16 protein-coding genes are annotated in these 14,899 nt (G+C 72.1%); 11 read left to right on the top strand and 5 right to left on the bottom strand.

The window, feature by feature from the left end; genetic code table 11:
* Positions 1–54 precede the first annotated feature (54 nt).
* From ACHAAC_RS01055 to era, 6 genes are read left to right on the top strand one after another with little or no spacing between them, the layout of a single operon-like run.
* Positions 55–1,074 carry a PhoH family protein gene (locus ACHAAC_RS01055; RefSeq protein WP_435714002.1) on the top strand — a complete coding sequence of 340 codons (1,020 nt, stop codon included), beginning with the start codon at positions 55–57 and terminating at the stop codon, positions 1,072–1,074.
* Positions 1,052–1,573, top strand: a complete 522-nt coding sequence (gene ybeY, locus ACHAAC_RS01050) for an rRNA maturation RNase YbeY (protein WP_435714001.1) — start codon at positions 1,052–1,054, stop codon at positions 1,571–1,573. Before ACHAAC_RS01055 ends, ybeY begins: the two co-directional genes overlap by 23 nt.
* Positions 1,570–2,889, top strand: coding sequence for a hemolysin family protein (locus ACHAAC_RS01045; protein ID WP_435714000.1), 1,320 nt, complete (start codon positions 1,570–1,572; stop codon positions 2,887–2,889). Before ybeY ends, ACHAAC_RS01045 begins: the two co-directional genes overlap by 4 nt.
* Complete coding sequence (locus ACHAAC_RS01040) at positions 2,873–3,202, top strand: cytidine deaminase (RefSeq protein ID WP_435713999.1); 330 nt, start codon at positions 2,873–2,875, stop codon at positions 3,200–3,202. The genes ACHAAC_RS01045 and ACHAAC_RS01040 overlap by 17 nt, the downstream gene beginning before the upstream one ends.
* Positions 3,199–4,065, top strand: coding sequence for an EamA family transporter (locus ACHAAC_RS01035; protein ID WP_435713998.1), 867 nt, complete (start codon positions 3,199–3,201; stop codon positions 4,063–4,065). The genes ACHAAC_RS01040 and ACHAAC_RS01035 overlap by 4 nt, the downstream gene beginning before the upstream one ends.
* Positions 4,058–4,978: a GTPase Era gene (gene era, locus ACHAAC_RS01030; RefSeq protein WP_435713997.1), complete on the top strand. Its 921-nt coding sequence runs from the start codon at positions 4,058–4,060 to the stop codon at positions 4,976–4,978. The genes ACHAAC_RS01035 and era overlap by 8 nt, the downstream gene beginning before the upstream one ends.
* A gap of 15 nt (positions 4,979–4,993) precedes the next feature.
* Here the strand turns inward: era and ACHAAC_RS01025 are convergent, their stop codons facing one another.
* Positions 4,994–5,260, bottom strand: coding sequence for an acylphosphatase (locus tag ACHAAC_RS01025; RefSeq protein WP_435713996.1), 267 nt, complete (start codon positions 5,258–5,260; stop codon positions 4,994–4,996).
* Between the two features lie 33 nt (positions 5,261–5,293).
* Here ACHAAC_RS01025 and ACHAAC_RS01020 point away from each other — a divergent pair, with 33 nt between their 5' ends.
* Positions 5,294–6,304 carry a PHP domain-containing protein gene (locus tag ACHAAC_RS01020; RefSeq protein WP_435713995.1) on the top strand — a complete coding sequence of 337 codons (1,011 nt, stop codon included), beginning with the start codon at positions 5,294–5,296 and terminating at the stop codon, positions 6,302–6,304.
* 60 nt (positions 6,305–6,364) lie between these two features.
* Here the strand turns inward: ACHAAC_RS01020 and ACHAAC_RS01015 are convergent, their stop codons facing one another.
* The 3 genes from ACHAAC_RS01015 to ACHAAC_RS01005 all read right to left on the bottom strand — a co-directional run bounded on the left by ACHAAC_RS01015 (position 6,365) and on the right by ACHAAC_RS01005 (position 8,479).
* The gene (locus ACHAAC_RS01015; RefSeq protein WP_435713994.1) at positions 6,365–7,087 is read right to left on the bottom strand and encodes a hypothetical protein; all 723 of its coding nucleotides are present in this window, start codon (positions 7,085–7,087) and stop codon (positions 6,365–6,367) included.
* A 31-nt stretch (positions 7,088–7,118) separates the two neighbouring features.
* Positions 7,119–7,490, bottom strand: a complete 372-nt coding sequence (locus ACHAAC_RS01010) for a hypothetical protein (RefSeq protein WP_435713993.1) — start codon at positions 7,488–7,490, stop codon at positions 7,119–7,121.
* 83 nt (positions 7,491–7,573) lie between these two features.
* Positions 7,574–8,479 carry a LysR family transcriptional regulator gene (locus ACHAAC_RS01005; RefSeq protein WP_435713992.1) on the bottom strand — a complete coding sequence of 302 codons (906 nt, stop codon included), beginning with the start codon at positions 8,477–8,479 and terminating at the stop codon, positions 7,574–7,576.
* An 82-nt stretch (positions 8,480–8,561) separates the two neighbouring features.
* On the opposite strand from ACHAAC_RS01005, the gene ACHAAC_RS01000 reads away from it, so the two are divergent.
* Positions 8,562–9,899, top strand: a complete 1,338-nt coding sequence (locus ACHAAC_RS01000; protein ID WP_435713991.1) for an aspartate aminotransferase family protein — start codon at positions 8,562–8,564, stop codon at positions 9,897–9,899.
* A 22-nt stretch (positions 9,900–9,921) separates the two neighbouring features.
* On the opposite strand, the gene ACHAAC_RS00995 is transcribed toward ACHAAC_RS01000, so the two are convergent.
* Positions 9,922–10,407, bottom strand: a complete 486-nt coding sequence (locus tag ACHAAC_RS00995; RefSeq protein ID WP_435713990.1) for a flavodoxin family protein — start codon at positions 10,405–10,407, stop codon at positions 9,922–9,924.
* 119 nt (positions 10,408–10,526) lie between these two features.
* Here ACHAAC_RS00995 and ACHAAC_RS00990 point away from each other — a divergent pair, with 119 nt between their 5' ends.
* The 3 genes from ACHAAC_RS00990 to ACHAAC_RS00980 are packed head-to-tail and all read left to right on the top strand — an operon-like array spanning position 10,527 to position 14,894.
* The gene (locus tag ACHAAC_RS00990; protein WP_435713989.1) at positions 10,527–11,456 is read left to right on the top strand and encodes an AAA family ATPase; all 930 of its coding nucleotides are present in this window, start codon (positions 10,527–10,529) and stop codon (positions 11,454–11,456) included.
* Positions 11,453–12,742: a DUF58 domain-containing protein gene (locus ACHAAC_RS00985; RefSeq protein ID WP_435713988.1), complete on the top strand. Its 1,290-nt coding sequence runs from the start codon at positions 11,453–11,455 to the stop codon at positions 12,740–12,742. The genes ACHAAC_RS00990 and ACHAAC_RS00985 overlap by 4 nt, the downstream gene beginning before the upstream one ends.
* Positions 12,729–14,894: a transglutaminaseTgpA domain-containing protein gene (locus ACHAAC_RS00980; protein WP_435713987.1), complete on the top strand. Its 2,166-nt coding sequence runs from the start codon at positions 12,729–12,731 to the stop codon at positions 14,892–14,894. Before ACHAAC_RS00985 ends, ACHAAC_RS00980 begins: the two co-directional genes overlap by 14 nt.
* Positions 14,895–14,899 lie beyond the last annotated feature (5 nt).

Below are 14,899 nucleotides of genomic sequence, written 5' to 3'. Positions count from 1 at the left end.
GTGGCCTCACGGCTTCGACAGCCGTCGGCCCGGGCGCGTAAACTCGCAGCACCCATGACAGCAGACTTCACGCCGCACACCTTCACGGTGCCCACCAGCATCGATGCCGTCTCGCTCTTCGGTCCGGGCGATGAGTTCCTCCGCCTCGTCGAGGACTCCTTCGAGGCCGACATCCACGCTCGCGGGAACGCCGTCACCGTCACCGGTGCCCCCTCCGAGGCCGCCCTCGTCGAGCGCCTCCTCGATGAGCTCGTGGCCATCGTGCGCACCGGGCAGAGCCTGTCCCGCGAGACGGTCGAGCGCTCCATCTCGATGCTGCGCACCGAGACCGAGGAACGCCCCGCCGAGGTCCTGAGCCTGAACATCCTGTCCAGCCGCGGGCGCACGATCCGGCCCAAGACCCTGAACCAGAAGAAGTACGTCGACGCGATCGACAAGCACACCGTGATCTTCGGGATCGGCCCCGCAGGCACCGGCAAGACCTACCTCGCGATGGCCAAGGCGGTGCAGGCGCTGCAGGCCAAGGAGGTCTCGCGCATCATCCTGACCCGGCCCGCGGTCGAGGCGGGGGAGCGGCTCGGCTACCTCCCGGGCACCTTGAGCGAGAAGATCGACCCCTACCTGCGGCCGCTCTACGACGCCCTGCACGACATGCTCGACCCCGAGACGATCCCCAAGCTGCTCACCAGCGGCACGATCGAGGTCGCCCCGCTGGCCTACATGCGCGGCCGTACCTTGAACGACGCGTTCATCATCCTCGACGAGGCACAGAACACCACGGCCGAGCAGATGAAGATGTTCCTGACCCGTCTGGGGTTCGGCTCCAAGATGGTCGTCACCGGCGACGTCACGCAGGTCGACCTGCCCGGCGGCGCCACGAGCGGGCTGCGCGTGGTGCGGGACATCCTCGACGACGTCCGCGACATCCACTTCTCCACGCTCACATCCAACGACGTGGTCCGGCACAAGCTCGTCGGGCGGATCGTGGCCGCGTACGACACCTACGAGGCCGGCGGCCAGGGTGCAACGGCCGAGGCAGGTGGACCGGATCGTGAACGTCGACGTCCTCGATGAGTCCGGGACCGACGTCGACGTGGTCGGTCTCACGAGGTTGTGCCGCTTCGTCATGCGGCGGATGCGGCTGCACCCCTCCACCGAGATGACCCTGCGCCTCGTCGACCCCGACACCATCGCGGTGCTGAACGAGCAGTGGATGGGCAAGAAGGGCCCCACCGACGTGCTGTCCTTCCCGATGGACGAGCTGTCGCCCGGGCGCGCCGACACCGGACCCGACGACGTCCCCACCGGCCCGTGGGCCGACGACGAGCACGGGTACCTCGGCGACATCGCCCTCTCCCCGCAGGTCGCCGCGCAGCAGGCGCCGGCCGCCGGGCACGGCACCCACGACGAGATTGAGCTGCTCACCACGCACGGCATCCTGCACCTGCTGGGCTACGACCACGCCAGCCCCGAGGAGCACGCCGAGATGTTCGGCATCCAGGGCAGGCTGCTGCTGGAGTGGCACCGCGTCGCCGCCGGGGTCGACGTCGAGTCCGAGGGGACCCGCCGGTGACCGGAGCGATCATTGCCTCGGCCCTGCTCGCGTTCGTCGCCGGGTTGCTGGCCAGCATCGACGCCGCCGTCTCGTCCTTCTCGCGTGCGCGGGCCGAGGAGCTGGCCCAGCACGACCGCGGCGGGGCCGAGCGGCTCGTCGCGATCATCGACGACCCGGCGCCGGTGCTCAACTCCGTCCTGCTCCTGCGGGTGCTGTGCGAGACGGCGAGCATCGTGCTGGTGGCGATCGTCGTCACCGAGCACGTTGACGGCCTGTGGGTCCAGCTGGCCGTGGCCATCGCGATCATGGTGGTCGTCTCCTACGTCCTGATCGGGGTCGGCCCCCGCACGCTCGGGCGTCAGCACTCGGAAGCCATCGCATTGGCCGCCGCCGGACCGGTCGCGCTGCTCACCTCGTTGCTCGGGCCGTTGCCCAAGCTGCTGATCCTCATCGGCAACGCGCTCACGCCGGGCCGCGGGTTCCGTGAGGGTCCGTTCGCCTCCGAGGTCGAGGTCCGCGAGCTCGTGGACCTCGCGGCGGCGACATCGGTCATCGAGAGCGACGAGTCCAAGATGATCCAGTCCGTCTTCGAGCTGGGTGACACGATCGTCCGCGAGGTCATGGTGCCCCGTCCCGACCTCGTGTTCATCGAGGCCGGGAAGACGCTGCGTCAGGCCACCTCGCTGTGCCTGCGCAGCGGGTACTCACGTGTGCCGGTCATCGGCGAGAACCTCGACGAGGTCGTGGGCATGGCCTACCTCAAGGACCTCACCAAGCGCGTCTTCGACAGCCACCAGGCCGAGTCCACCGAGCGCGTGGAGTCGATCATGCGGCCGGTGCTGTTCGTGCCCGACACCAAGCACGCCGACGACCTCCTGAAGGAGATGCAGGCGCAACGCACCCACGTCGCGGTGGTCGTCGATGAGTTCGGGGGCACGTCGGGGATGGTCACGATCGAGGACATCCTGGAGGAGATCGTCGGCGAGATCACCGATGAGTACGACTCCGAGCCCGAGGAGCTCGAACGGCTCTCCGACGGCTCGATCCGCGTCAGCGCCCGCTTCGACATCGACGACCTCGCAGAGATCGTGGAGCTGGACCTGGAGGACGAGGACGTCGACTCCGTCGGTGGCCTGATGGCCAAGCACCTGGGCAAGGTGCCGATCCCCGGCAGCGAGGTCGAGGTGGACGGTCTGCTGCGGATGCGGGCCGAGGCGCCGTCCGGCCGACGCAACCGCATCGGCAGGGTCCGCGTCTGGCGGCTGGACATCGAGGGCGAGGCCGAGGAGATCGAGCAGGTTCGAGAGGGAGCGGGACGTGGAGCTGACAGCTGAGGACGCCAAGCTCGTGACGCTGGCCAGGGCCTCGCGTGCCCGCAGCGGGACCGGTGCCGGTGCCGCCGTGCGTGACCTCGACGGACGGACGTATGCGGCGGCGTCGGTGGCGTTGCCGTCCCTGCAGCTCGACGCGCTCGACCTCGCGGTGGCGATGGCCGCCTCGTCCGGCGCGGCCGGCCTGGAGGCCGGGGCCGTCGTCCTGGCCGAGGGCGACCCTGACCTGAGCGCCGTGCGTGACCTCGGCGGCACGGACGTCTCGGTCGTCCTGGCCGACCCGAGCGGCACCGTCCTCGCGATCCGTTCCACGTGAGATCCGGCCGGGCCGCCCTGCTCGTGGCGGCCGGAGCCTCCCTCTTCGCCACGGTCGGCATCGCCAAGGGGCTCGGTCCCGACGTGCCGAACCTGCACCTGGCGTGCCTGCGCCTGCTGCTGGCGGCCGGTCTGCTCGCCGTGGTCGCGCGGGGCCTGCGCCTGGACCTCTTCGCCTCCCGACCCCTGCTGGCCGCGGGCCTCGCGCAGGCGGTGTTCCAGGTGGGCCTCTTCACGGCCTTCTCGCGGGTCGGTGTGGCTGTCGGCACGCTGGTGGCGATCGGCCTGTCACCGTTGATCACCGGGCTCCTGACGCGCGCGAGGGGCTGGCGCTGGCTGGGGAGCACGGCCGTCGCCGTCATCGGCCTCGTGCTGCTGGTGGGCACCTCGGGCGAGCCCGACCCGCTCGGCCTCTCGGCTGCGTTCGTCGCTGCCGTCGCCCTCTCCACCTACATCGTCGCCATCGGACGCCCGGACGACCGGTCGGGGACGCTGCCCGAGCGGTTGACCGTGATCTTCGGGACCGGTGGCCTGGCCCTCGTCCCGGTGGCCCTGCTCGCGGGTCCCGCCGGGTGGGCGGGGGTGCCGAGCGCCTGGGTCCTCGTGCTGTTCGTCACGGTCGTGCCGACGGTGCTGGCCTACCTGCTCTACAACGCCGGAAGCCCCCACGTCGGGGCACCGACGACGGCCACCCTCGGCCTGCTGGAGCCCGTGGTGGCGGCGATCCTCGGAGTCACCGTCCTGCACGAGACCATGAGTGCCGTGGGGGCGCTCGGCGCCGCCTTCGTCGTCGCCGCAGTGCTCCTTCTGGTGACCGGCGGTGACCCGTCGAGGCGGTCGGGGGAGACTGTTCACCGTGACTGAGACCTTCCGCTCCGGCTTCGCCTGCTTCGTCGGGCGGCCCAACGCGGGCAAGTCGACGCTCACCAACGCGCTCGTGGGCGAGAAGGTGGCCATCACCTCCTCCAAGCCCCAGACCACCCGGCACGCCATCCGCGGGCTGGTGCACCGCGACGACGGGCAGCTGGTGCTCATCGACACCCCCGGCCTGCACCGCCCCCGCACGACGCTCGGGTCGCGGCTCAACGACCTCGTCCGCACGACGTGGGCCGAGGTCGACACCGTCGTCATGTGCCTCCCGGCCGATGAGAAGGTCGGGCCGGGCGATCGCTACCTCATCGGTGAGATAGCGGCCCTGCGGCGCAAGCCGGTGCTTGCCGTGGCCACCAAGACCGACCTCGTGTCACCGGAGCGGCTCGCGAAGCACCTCATGTCCATCCAGGCCGCCGGGCAGGAGGCCGGGCTGGAGTGGCGGGAGATCGTGCCGGTCTCGGCCGTCGCGGGGGAGCAGGTGGACCTGCTGGCCGACCTCCTGCTGGCCACCCTGCCGGAGGGCCCGCCGCTGTACCCGGAGGGTCATCTCACCGACGAGCCCACCGAGACCCTGGTCGCGGAGGTCGTGCGCGAGGCCGCGCTGGAGGACGTGCGGGACGAGCTGCCGCACTCCCTGGCCGTCGTCGTGGACGAGGTCGTCCCGCGCGAGGGCCGTCCGGCGGACCGTCCGCTGCTGGACGTCCGCGTCAACGTCTACGTCGAGCGCGACAGCCAGAAGGGCATCATCATCGGTCGCAAGGGCGCGCGGCTGAAGCAGATCGGCATCGACTCCCGCAGCCAGATCGAGAAGATCCTGGGCACGCCGGTCCACCTGGACCTGCACGTCAAGGTGGCCAAGGACTGGCAGCGCGACCCCAAGCAGCTGCGCAAGCTCGGCTTCTGATGCGGGGCGGGCAGCTCAGCGCTGCTCGAAGCCGGACAGACCCTCCGGGGGCTCCTCGCTGACGTCGACGCCCGTGACGTGCGACTGCTCCGACCCCTCGTGGCACCAGGCGAGCACCTGGCTGACGCCAGCCTGCTCGCCCTCCAGGAGCACCTCCACCGTGCCGTCGGGCTGGTTGGCCACCCAGCCCGCGACGCCGGCCGCCGTGGCGGTCTCGGCGCACCGGGCGCGGAAGGAGACACCCTGCACCCGGCCGTGCACCACGGCGTGTCGTCGGATCATGCATCCACGGTAGCCAGCGGGCACGATGGGTGCATGGACCCCGTGGCGGCGCTGGAGGAGATCGGCTTCTGGCTGGAGCGTGAGCGGGCCTCGACGTACAAGGTCCAGGCGTTCCGGCGGGCGGCCGACGTGCTCGCTGACCTCGACGTCGTCGACCTCGTCGAGCGCGGCCGGCTCCGCGCGCTCGACGGCGTCGGTGCCCGGACCGCCGAGGTGGTCGAGCAGGCACTGGACGGCCGGGTCCCTGGCTACCTCGCCGACCTCCGGGCCCGGGGCGAAGGGCCCTTGGCCCCGGGCGGCGAGGCGGTCCGCACCGCGTTGCGCGGAGACCTGCACACGCACTCGAGCTGGTCCGACGGTGGCTCGCCGATCGACGTCATGGCTCGGACGGCCCAGCGCCTGGGCCACGACTACCTGGCCCTGACCGATCACTCCCCGCGGCTCACGGTCGCGAACGGGTTGAGCGCCGAGCGGCTCGCTCAGCAGCTCGACGTCGTCGCCGAGGTCGACGCCGGGCTCGACGGCACGCGGCTGCTCACCGGCATCGAGGTCGACATCAACACCGACGGCAGCCTGGACCAGGAGCCGGACCTGCTGGACCGCCTCGACGTCGTCGTGGCCAGCGTGCACTCCGCCCTCCGGGCAGACAGCATCGCGATGACCCGCCGCATGCTCAAGGCCGTGCGCGACCCGCACACCAACGTGCTCGGGCACTGCACCGGGCGGCTCGTCGAGGGCTCACGCGGCGCGCGGCCGCAGAGCACCTTCGACGCCAAGCGGGTCTTCGCCGCGTGCGCCGAGCACGACGTCGCCGTGGAGATCAACGCCCGCCCGGAGCGTCGCGACCCACCGGACCGGCTGATCGGGCTCGCGCTCGACGCGGGCTGCCTGTTCAGCATCGACTCCGACGCCCACGCCCCGGGCCAGCTGGACTTCCTGGACCACGGCTGCGCCCGCGTCGCAGAGCTCGGCGTCCCCCTGGAGCGCATCGTGAACACCTGGCCGGTGGACGATCTGCTCGCCTGGACCCACCGGCACCGCTGAGTGGGACGTTTCGGCCCCATATGAGGTTTCTCGGGCCCGAAACGTCCCACTCAGCGCGGATCACAGGTGTGCGGCGAGCTCCTGCAGCCGGGCCGGGGGGAGGGGGTCGGGCACCCGGCCGGTGACCTCGTCGTAGACGTCGAGGAGGGCGTCGAGGTCGCGCACCTGCCGCAGGGCACGGGAGCGCTCGTCGCCGCAGTCGGCCCGGCACTCGCCGGCTGCGAGCCGATGGGCGGCGACCAGCGCGACCAGTGCCCACGCCTCGGCCGCCCCCAGCTCGGGCGTGCGGACGAAGGCCATGATCCGGGACGCGGTGAGGTGATGGGACTCGTGGGCCGGGCCGAGCTCCCCACTGCGGGCCGGCAGGGTCCGTGCCACGTCCCACGCCTGCTCGACCTCCACAAAGTCATCTCCTGGCACGGTGAGCTCGAGCAGACGCTCGGCCCGCTGCACGTGGACGTCGACGATCGGCCGCATGCTCGGCTCCACCAGCCGCAGCACCTGGCGTGCCTGCGTCAGCCGCAGACGCGTCCTCAGCTCGGGCGAGTCGTCGCGCGTCCCGAAGAGCCTCCCGACGAGCGGCACGAGCCGGGCGCGCTCGTGCTCGCCGAGCAGGTCGTTCGCGGTACGTGCCTCGTGGGCGAGGAGCGGGTGCGTGCACTCGGGCCGGTCCGACCACGGCTCGCCCGACAGGACGGAGACGTACTCCATGACGCACGCCTCGCCGGTGTCGGCGTCGTGGGCTCCGGCGGTCAGGGTCGGCAGCGCGTCAGGAAGAGTCACACGCCCAGTCTTCCCGACGGGTCAAGGCCCCTCAGCTGAAGAACGTGACGCGCTTCCCGGCACAGGAGTTGGTCGGCTTGCTGCACGACATCACCAGGAGCGTGAACCGCTCGTCCTCGGGAATGCTGAGGTTGCGGGTGCACGACCACTTCCGGTCACCGTTGCCCCGGTCGATCTTGGTCCACCGCGGCACGCCGTTCACGAGGATGTGCGCCTCGGCCCACTGCTTGTCGTTCGGTGCGGTGATCTTGGCGCACAGCTGGTCGGTGCGGTCGACGTACTTGGCCGCGGCGCCCAGGTGGGTGATCACCGGGTTGTCGGCGTGCGCCGGGGAGATCGCCATGGCCATGACGACGACGACGCCCGCCAGCACGGCGCCCATCAGTCGGAGCTGCTTCGTCACGTGCGTTCCCCCGGGTGTCGTCGTGCGGATGTCGGCAGGATGCCACGGTCCGGCCCGGCGCGCCAGATGTCGTCTCGCGCCGGTCAGGCGCCACGCAGCTGGTGTGCGCGGATCCGCAGCGCGTCCAGCACCAGGCCCACGGAGGCCCGCGGGGTCGAGCTGGTGCGCACGGCCGCCGTGATGCGTCGCACCGTCCGGGGCACGATCTCACGGGCGACGACGTCGTGCCCGGGGTCCAGGGTGAGCGCGGGGAGCAGGGCCACGGTGCCGGTCGTCTCCACGTGTCGCAGCGTCAGGAGGTAGTTGTTGAGCCGCCCCACCACCCTCGGCTCGAACCCGGCGTGGCGGCACAGGCGCGTGGTGAGGTCGGACATGTAGGACCCCTCGACGTCCAGGACCCAGGACTCCTCTGCCAGAGCGGCCGGCTCCACCTTCTCCTGTCGCTCCACCCAGTGCCCCCGAGGAGCGACGAGCACGATGGCATCGGTGGTGAGGGGGACGAGGTGGATCCCGCGGTGGCGCGGCAGGTCGAGGAAGTCCGTGGTGGTCACGGCGATGTCGGCATCTCCGCGCAGGAGCGTCGAGGTGCTCTCGTGCGGCTCGCGCTCCTCCACGTGGACCTCCACGAGCGGGTGCGCGGCCCGCAGGGCGGTGCTCGTCGGGACCACGAGCGAGTGGATCGCGCTCTGGAAGGCCGCGACACGGACGATGCCGGCGGGTTCGTCACCCAGGACGCGCAGCTCGGCCTCGGTCTCGGTGATCAGGTCGAGGATCTCGCGGGAGCGTCCCACCAGGACGTGCCCCGCCGTCGTCAGTCGCACGCGCCGCCCGGTCCGCTCGAGCAGGGCCGTCCCGGCCTCGGTCTCCAGGACGGCGAGCTGCTGCGACACGCTCGAGGCGCTCTGGTTCACGGCCAGGGCGACGGCGCGCACCGTGCCCAGGGTCTCCAGCTGGACGAGCAGTCGGAGGCGACCCGGGTGCAGTGACATGACTCGATGTTCGGAAGATCCGAACGATCTGTCAACAAATGTGCGATGGACGTGTGCAGCGGTGCAGGCCTAGCGTGGCGTCATGGGACTCAGCACCGCCACCGCGACCACGTCCACCGCCGACGCCTTCTGGAGCGACGCCGACCGTCACCTGGTTCGCTACCAGGGCGCCGGGGCGTTCACGCGCGAGATCATCGAGTCCGCGAGCGGGAGCCACGTCACCACCCGCGACGGCCGACGTCTCCTGGACTTCACCTCGGGCCAGATGAGCGGGATCCTCGGTCACTCGCACCCGGAGATCGTCGCCACCGTGCGCGAGCGGGTGGGGACGCTCGACCACCTCTACAGCGGCATGCTGAGCCCGCCGGTGGTCGACCTCGCCACCCGGCTGGCGGCGACCCTGCCGGACCCGCTGGAGAAGGTGCTGCTGCTGACGACGGGTGCCGAGGCGAACGAGGCCGCCATCCGCATGGCGAAGCTGGTCACCGGCGGGCACGAGATCGTCTCCTTCGCCCGCTCCTGGCACGGCATGACGCTCGGCGCGGCCAACGCCACCTACAGCGCCGGCCGGGTGGGGTACGGCCCCGCCGCGCCGGGCAACTTCGCCATCCCCGCACCGAACACCTACCGGCCGGACCTCGTCGACGCCGAGGGGGAGCTGGACTGGCGGCGCCAGCTCGACCTCGGGTTCGACCTCGTGGACGCGCAGTCGACGGGCAGCCTGGCCGCCTGCATCATCGAGCCGATCCTGTCCTCCGGCGGTCTGCTGGACCTGCCTCCCGGCTACCTGGCTGCGTTGCAGGCCAAGTGCCGCGAGCGCGGGATGCTGATGATCCTGGACGAGGCGCAGACCGGGTTGTGCCGCACGGGCGCGTGGTACGCCTTCGAGCGCGACGGCGTGGTGCCCGACCTCCTGACGTTGTCCAAGACGCTCGGGGCCGGACTGCCCCTGGCCGCCGTGGTCACGTCGCAGGAGATCGAGCGGGTCGCCCACGAGCGAGAGTTCCTGTTCTTCACCACGCACGTCTCGGACCCGCTGGTCGCCTCCGTCGGCCTCACCGTCCTGGACGTGCTGCAGCGCGATCGGCTCGACGTCCGGGCCGCGGAGCTGGGTGAGCGCCTGGTCGGTGGCCTGCGCGAGCTCGCCGACCGCTTCACGACCATCGGAGACGTGCGGGGGCGTGGGCTGCTGCTCGGGGTGGAGCTGGTCCACGACCGCGAGACCAAGGAGAGCTCGGACGCCCTCGGGGCCGCCGTGACCCGCCGGTGCCTGGAGCTGGGGCTGCACATGAACATCGTGCAGCTGCCGGGCATGGGTGCCGTGCTCCGCCTCGCGCCGCCGCTCACCGCCTCCGAGGAGGAGATCGACGAGGGCGTGGCCGTGCTGGGGCGTGCCCTCGGCGACGTCGCCCGGGCCTGAGCGGCCCAGCCCGACCGACCTCTCAGTCCATCAGGAGGGCCGCCAGGGTGGCCCCGAGCTCGTGGGCCTGCTCTGCCTCGGCGTCACCGACGTCACCGAGGACCTCCAGGACCTCGGCGGACTGCGTCCAGCCGAGGGCCTGGACGATGCTCTCGACCGAGCGCACCGCCCCCGTCGTGTCGTAGCGACCGTGGACCCACAGCCCGAACGGCTTGCGTGCCTCCGGCCCACCCGACGCCGAGCCGTCCTCACCCAGGGCCCCACCCGCCTGCAGGAAGATCGTGTCGAAGAAGTGCTTGAGCGCGCCGGACATGTACCCGAAGTTGGCGGGCGTGCCGAGCACGTAGCCGTCGGCGCCGAGGACGTCGTCGGCGTCGGCCTCCAGCGCCTCGCGGACCACGACCTCCACGCCCTCGATGGCGTCGTCGTTCCCGCCCGCCACGACCGCGTCGGCGAGTCGGCGGACGGTGGGCGTCGGGGCGTGATGGACGATCAGCAGCCGGGACATGCTCTCGACGGTAGCGGCTCGAGGGTGTCTGTCGACCGCGACGGAAACTCTCCAGTGGCCTGCATCGTTGGACGGGGCGGGTGATGATGGATCCTGTCCCCACCGGCGCGAGGAGCACGATGAGCAGCACGCGGAAGGTCCTCGAGAACATCGAGTCGGTCGTCGATGGCAAGCCCGAGGTCATCGAGACGGCTCTCGTGGTCCTCCTGGCCGAGGGGCACCTGCTGATCGAGGACGTTCCCGGCGTCGGCAAGACGGTTCTGGCCCGCGCCCTGGCCCGGTCCGTCGACTGCTCCGTGCGTCGCATCCAGTTCACCCCGGACCTGCTGCCCTCCGACGTCACCGGCGTCTCCGCCTACAACCAGCAGGTCGGTGGGTTCGAGTTCAAGCCCGGCGCCGTGTTCGCCAACATCGTCATCGGCGACGAGATCAACCGAGCCTCGCCCAAGACGCAGTCCGCCCTGCTGGAGGCGATGGAGGAGCGCCAGGTCACCGTCGACGGTCAGACCCATCACCTCGAGCGGCCCTTCACCGTCATCGCGACCCAGAACCCGTACGAGATGGAGGGGACGTACGCCCTGCCCGAGGCGCAGCGGGACCGCTTCACCGCCCGCATCTCGATGGGCTACCCGGACGCCTCCGCCGAGCTGGAGATGGTCCGCGAGCGCGACGCCGAGAATCCTCTGGACCTGCTGCGCCCGGTCGTCGGCGTCGACGAGCTGCGCACGATGATCGCCCGGGCGCGGGCGGTCCACGTGTCCGAGGCGGTGGAGCGCTACTGCGTCGACATCGCCCGGGCGACGCGGGTCGACACCGAGATCCGCCTCGGGGCCAGCCCCCGCGCCACGCTGCAGCTCGTCCGTGCCGCCAAGGCGCGTGCCTTCGTCATGGGCCGCGACTTCGTGCTGCCCGACGACGTCGTCGCCCTCGTCCCCCTGGTCCTGCCGCACCGGCTGGTGCCGATGCGGGGGGCCGCGTCGGCGGAGCAGTCGGTCCGTCGGATCATCGCCGAGACGCCCGTCCCGACCGGGGCCGTCGAGCCCCGGTGACCGTCGCGGGTGCCGGGCCGACACGGCTGGGACGGTGGCGTCGCCGGCTGCGTGAGGCCGGTACGTCGGTCCGACCGACGTCGCGCGGCGTCGGCTTCCTCGTGGTCGCCGCTGGCACCTTCGTGGCCGCTCCGCTGCTGTCCCTGCCCGCGCTGCAGCAGGTGACGGGCCTGCTGCTGGGCTTGGTGGTCCTCGCCGCCCTGTTCGTCGTCGCCGGGCACTCCCGGGTGCGCATCGAGCGGACCTTCGACCCCGAGGTCGTGACGCCCGGCAGGGCGTCCCGCGCGACCGTACGCATCACGAACGTGCGCAGCCTGCCCTGCCTGTCCTCGCGCTGGCGCGACACGCTCTCCGCGGGCCTCACCGGCGAGGCCGGCGGCTGGGTCCCCGGGCTCAGCGGCAGCGGGGGGCCGGAGCCGAGCGCCGTCGTGTCCTACGACCTGCACGGACTGCGGCGGGGTCGCCACGGGGTGGGTCCGCTGGCCATGGACGTCGAGGACCCTTTCGGCCTCGTGACCCGGCGGCTGGCGGTGGGAGAGCGCGAGGAGGTCATCGTGCTGCCCCGGCGATCCGACGTCGTCTCCGGGGGGTCGCTGGTGTCGGACCGTGACGGCGCGAGTCGGCCCGCGCCGCAGCACGCGGGCCTGGGCAGTGACGACGTCGTCGCGCGCTCCTACCTGCCCGGTGATGCCCTCAAGCGCATGCACTGGAAGGCCACCGCGCATCGTGGCGAGCTCATGGTGCGGCAGGAGGAGCAGCACGACGACCCCCGGGCAGCCGTCGTGCTGGACACCGACGACATCTCCTTCGGCACCGTGCAGGACCATCGCGGCGTGTGGGACTTCGCCCCCGACCTGGAGTGGGTCGTGAGCGCCGCAGCCTCCCTCGTCACCCATCTCGCGGGCCAGGGGTGCGCCGTCACGGTCCGCGCCCTGGGTGCCTTCGAGCGGCGCGTCGCGGAGCAGGGGGACGCGCTCGAGGACGTCCTGCTCGACCTGGCCGTCCTGGAGCCCACGACCGGGGCGGAGGTCGATCGTGGGAGCGCTCGCGTCGCGGAGCGTGGCGTGATCGTGCTGCTCGGCAGGCCGGAGAGTGGCCGCGCGCTGGCCTGGACCAGGGCACTCGCCGGCTCGACGGTGACCGCGTTCGCGTCCCGGTCCACGCGCTCGGAGGTGCTGGACTCCCTGGAGACGGCCGGCTGGAACGTGGCGACCTACGCTCCCGGTGACGACGTCGGCTCCCTCTGGGCCGAGACCCGCGGAGGTGCTGGCCGTGCTGCGTCCTGAGCGCGGCGCCCGCGGTGTCGCCGTGGCCGGGAGCGGCGCCCGACCGTGGCTCGACCACCTCGCCATCGCCGTGGCCCTCGGGGCACTCCTGCTCGGCTACAGCACGGTCGTCGAGGGGCGCTCGTGGTGGTGGACCGCGATGACCGTCGTCGCCGCGGTCCTCCTGGTCGGTGCCGTGGCGCGCTGGCTCGGCCTGCGCTGGATCGCACCCCTGGAGCTGACCGTCGGGCTCCTGACCACCATCTGGCTCTTCGTCCCCCAGACGCTGGCGTTCGGGGTCCTGCCCACCGCGTCGTCGTTCGTGGGGCTGCGGACGCTGCTGGACCGTGCCCAGGTCTTCATCATGGAGGAGGCCGCGCCCGCCCCGGCGGCCCGGCCGGTCGTGCTCGTGATCGTTCTTGCCTTCCTGGCCGTCGTGGTGGTGGCGGCGGCCCTCGTGCGACGCCGCCACGGTCCGATGCTCCTCGGTGGACTGCTCACGGCCGTCTTCGTGGCTCCGGCCCTCGTGTCGGGGCTGGCGCCGTCGCTCGTCAGCTTCCTGGCCCCGGCGGCGGCATGGCTCGCCGTCCTGTGGAGCCGGCGGTCCGGGCCCGGGGCCCGATCCGGCCCCGTGGCCGCAGCCGTCCTGGGGGCGGCCGGGCTGCTCGCCGGGGTGGTGGTGCCGCCGGCGCTGCCCGACGTCACTGCGGTCGCGCGCGACTGGGGCAATCCGCCGCCGGAGGTCTTCGGGCAGGGCATCAACCCGATGCTGCAGCTCGGCCAGAACCTGCGCCGAGGCGCGACGAGCGTGGCCGCCACCTACACCTCGGACCTGCAGGACCCCCCGTACCTGCGGGTGGCGATCCTGCGCGACTTCAACGGCCGGACCTGGCGCCCGGTCGAGCGGGGAGCACTGGGCCGGCCGGAGAGCGCCGTGTCGATCCGGCCGGACATCGACGCCCCCTCGGAGGAGACCGCGATCTCCATCGAGGAGCTGCGCAGCACGATGCTGCCCTCGCCGTACCCGGCGACGGCCGTCGGCGGGCTCTCCCGGGAGTGGGGGTGGAACCCGGTCGGCCAGACGCTGAGCTCTGAGTCCACCGCATCCAGCGACGAGCAGTACACCGTCTCGAGCCTGGACGTGCAGCCCACCGCCGAGCAGATGCGTGCCCTCCCCGAGCCCTTCCGCCCCGGCATGCAGGACTACCTCCGCCTGCCCCGGGACGTCCCGGAGCTGGTCACCCGCACGGCCCGTGAGGTGACCGCCGGGGCCGAGAACGACTACGACCGCGCCCTCGCCCTGCAGGAGCACTTCCAGACCGAGTACGAGTACTCCGAGACGGCTCCGGTGGCCGGCGACTACGACGGCAACGGCGTTCGCGTGCTGGAGGAGTTCCTGCAGGAGCGCTCGGGGTACTGCGTCCACTTCTCCTCCGGCATGGCCGTGATGGCCCGGGAGCTCGACATCCCCGCCCGGGTCGTCGTCGGGTACGCGCCCGGCCGGTCCATCGGCTTCGAGGAGGGGGAGCAGGTCTACGAGGTCACGTCCGATGACCTGCACGCCTGGCCGGAGCTGTACTTCGAGGGCGTCGGATGGGTGGGCTTCGAGCCGACGCCTTCAGTCGGCTCCCCGACGGAGTTCGCCGAGCCGCAGACCGACTCGGCGGCCCCGGACGACGGCGAGCAGACGTCTCCGGACGAGAGCGCGCGGTCGCAGGAGGAGGAGGCGGAGTCGGCCGCCCAGCAGACCTCGGACGAGGCTCCCGGCAGTCCGGGTGCGTTCGCCGGCGTCGGCGGCCTCCTGCTCGTGCTCGTCCTGGCGCCCGCCGCAGCCCGAGCCGTGCAGCGTCGACGGCGTCTGGCCACGGAGGACCCGGAGGCGTGGTGGAGCGAGCTCCGGGCCGCGGCCGTCGACCACGGCGTCGTGGTGAGCCGGACCGACACGCCCCGCAGCTTCGGAGCACGGCTGGCGGGCGAGCCGGGTGACCCGGGTGACCTCGCGAGGTTCGTGGAGGACGTCGAGCGGCGTCGCTACGGACGGCCCGGCTCGCAGGTGGCTGCGCACCCCGAGCAGGCGAGACGGTTCATCGCGACGTTCGCAGGGCGCGGCACGGTGCTCGAGCGTCTTCGCGCCCGGTGGCTGCCGAGATCACTCGTGCGTCGACGCCCCTGAGCCGG

The organism is Aeromicrobium sp. CF4.19 (genome assembly GCF_051262555.1).
Taxonomy (GTDB): domain Bacteria; phylum Actinomycetota; class Actinomycetes; order Propionibacteriales; family Nocardioidaceae; genus Aeromicrobium.
This window is presented reverse-complemented; position numbering and strand designations above follow the sequence as displayed.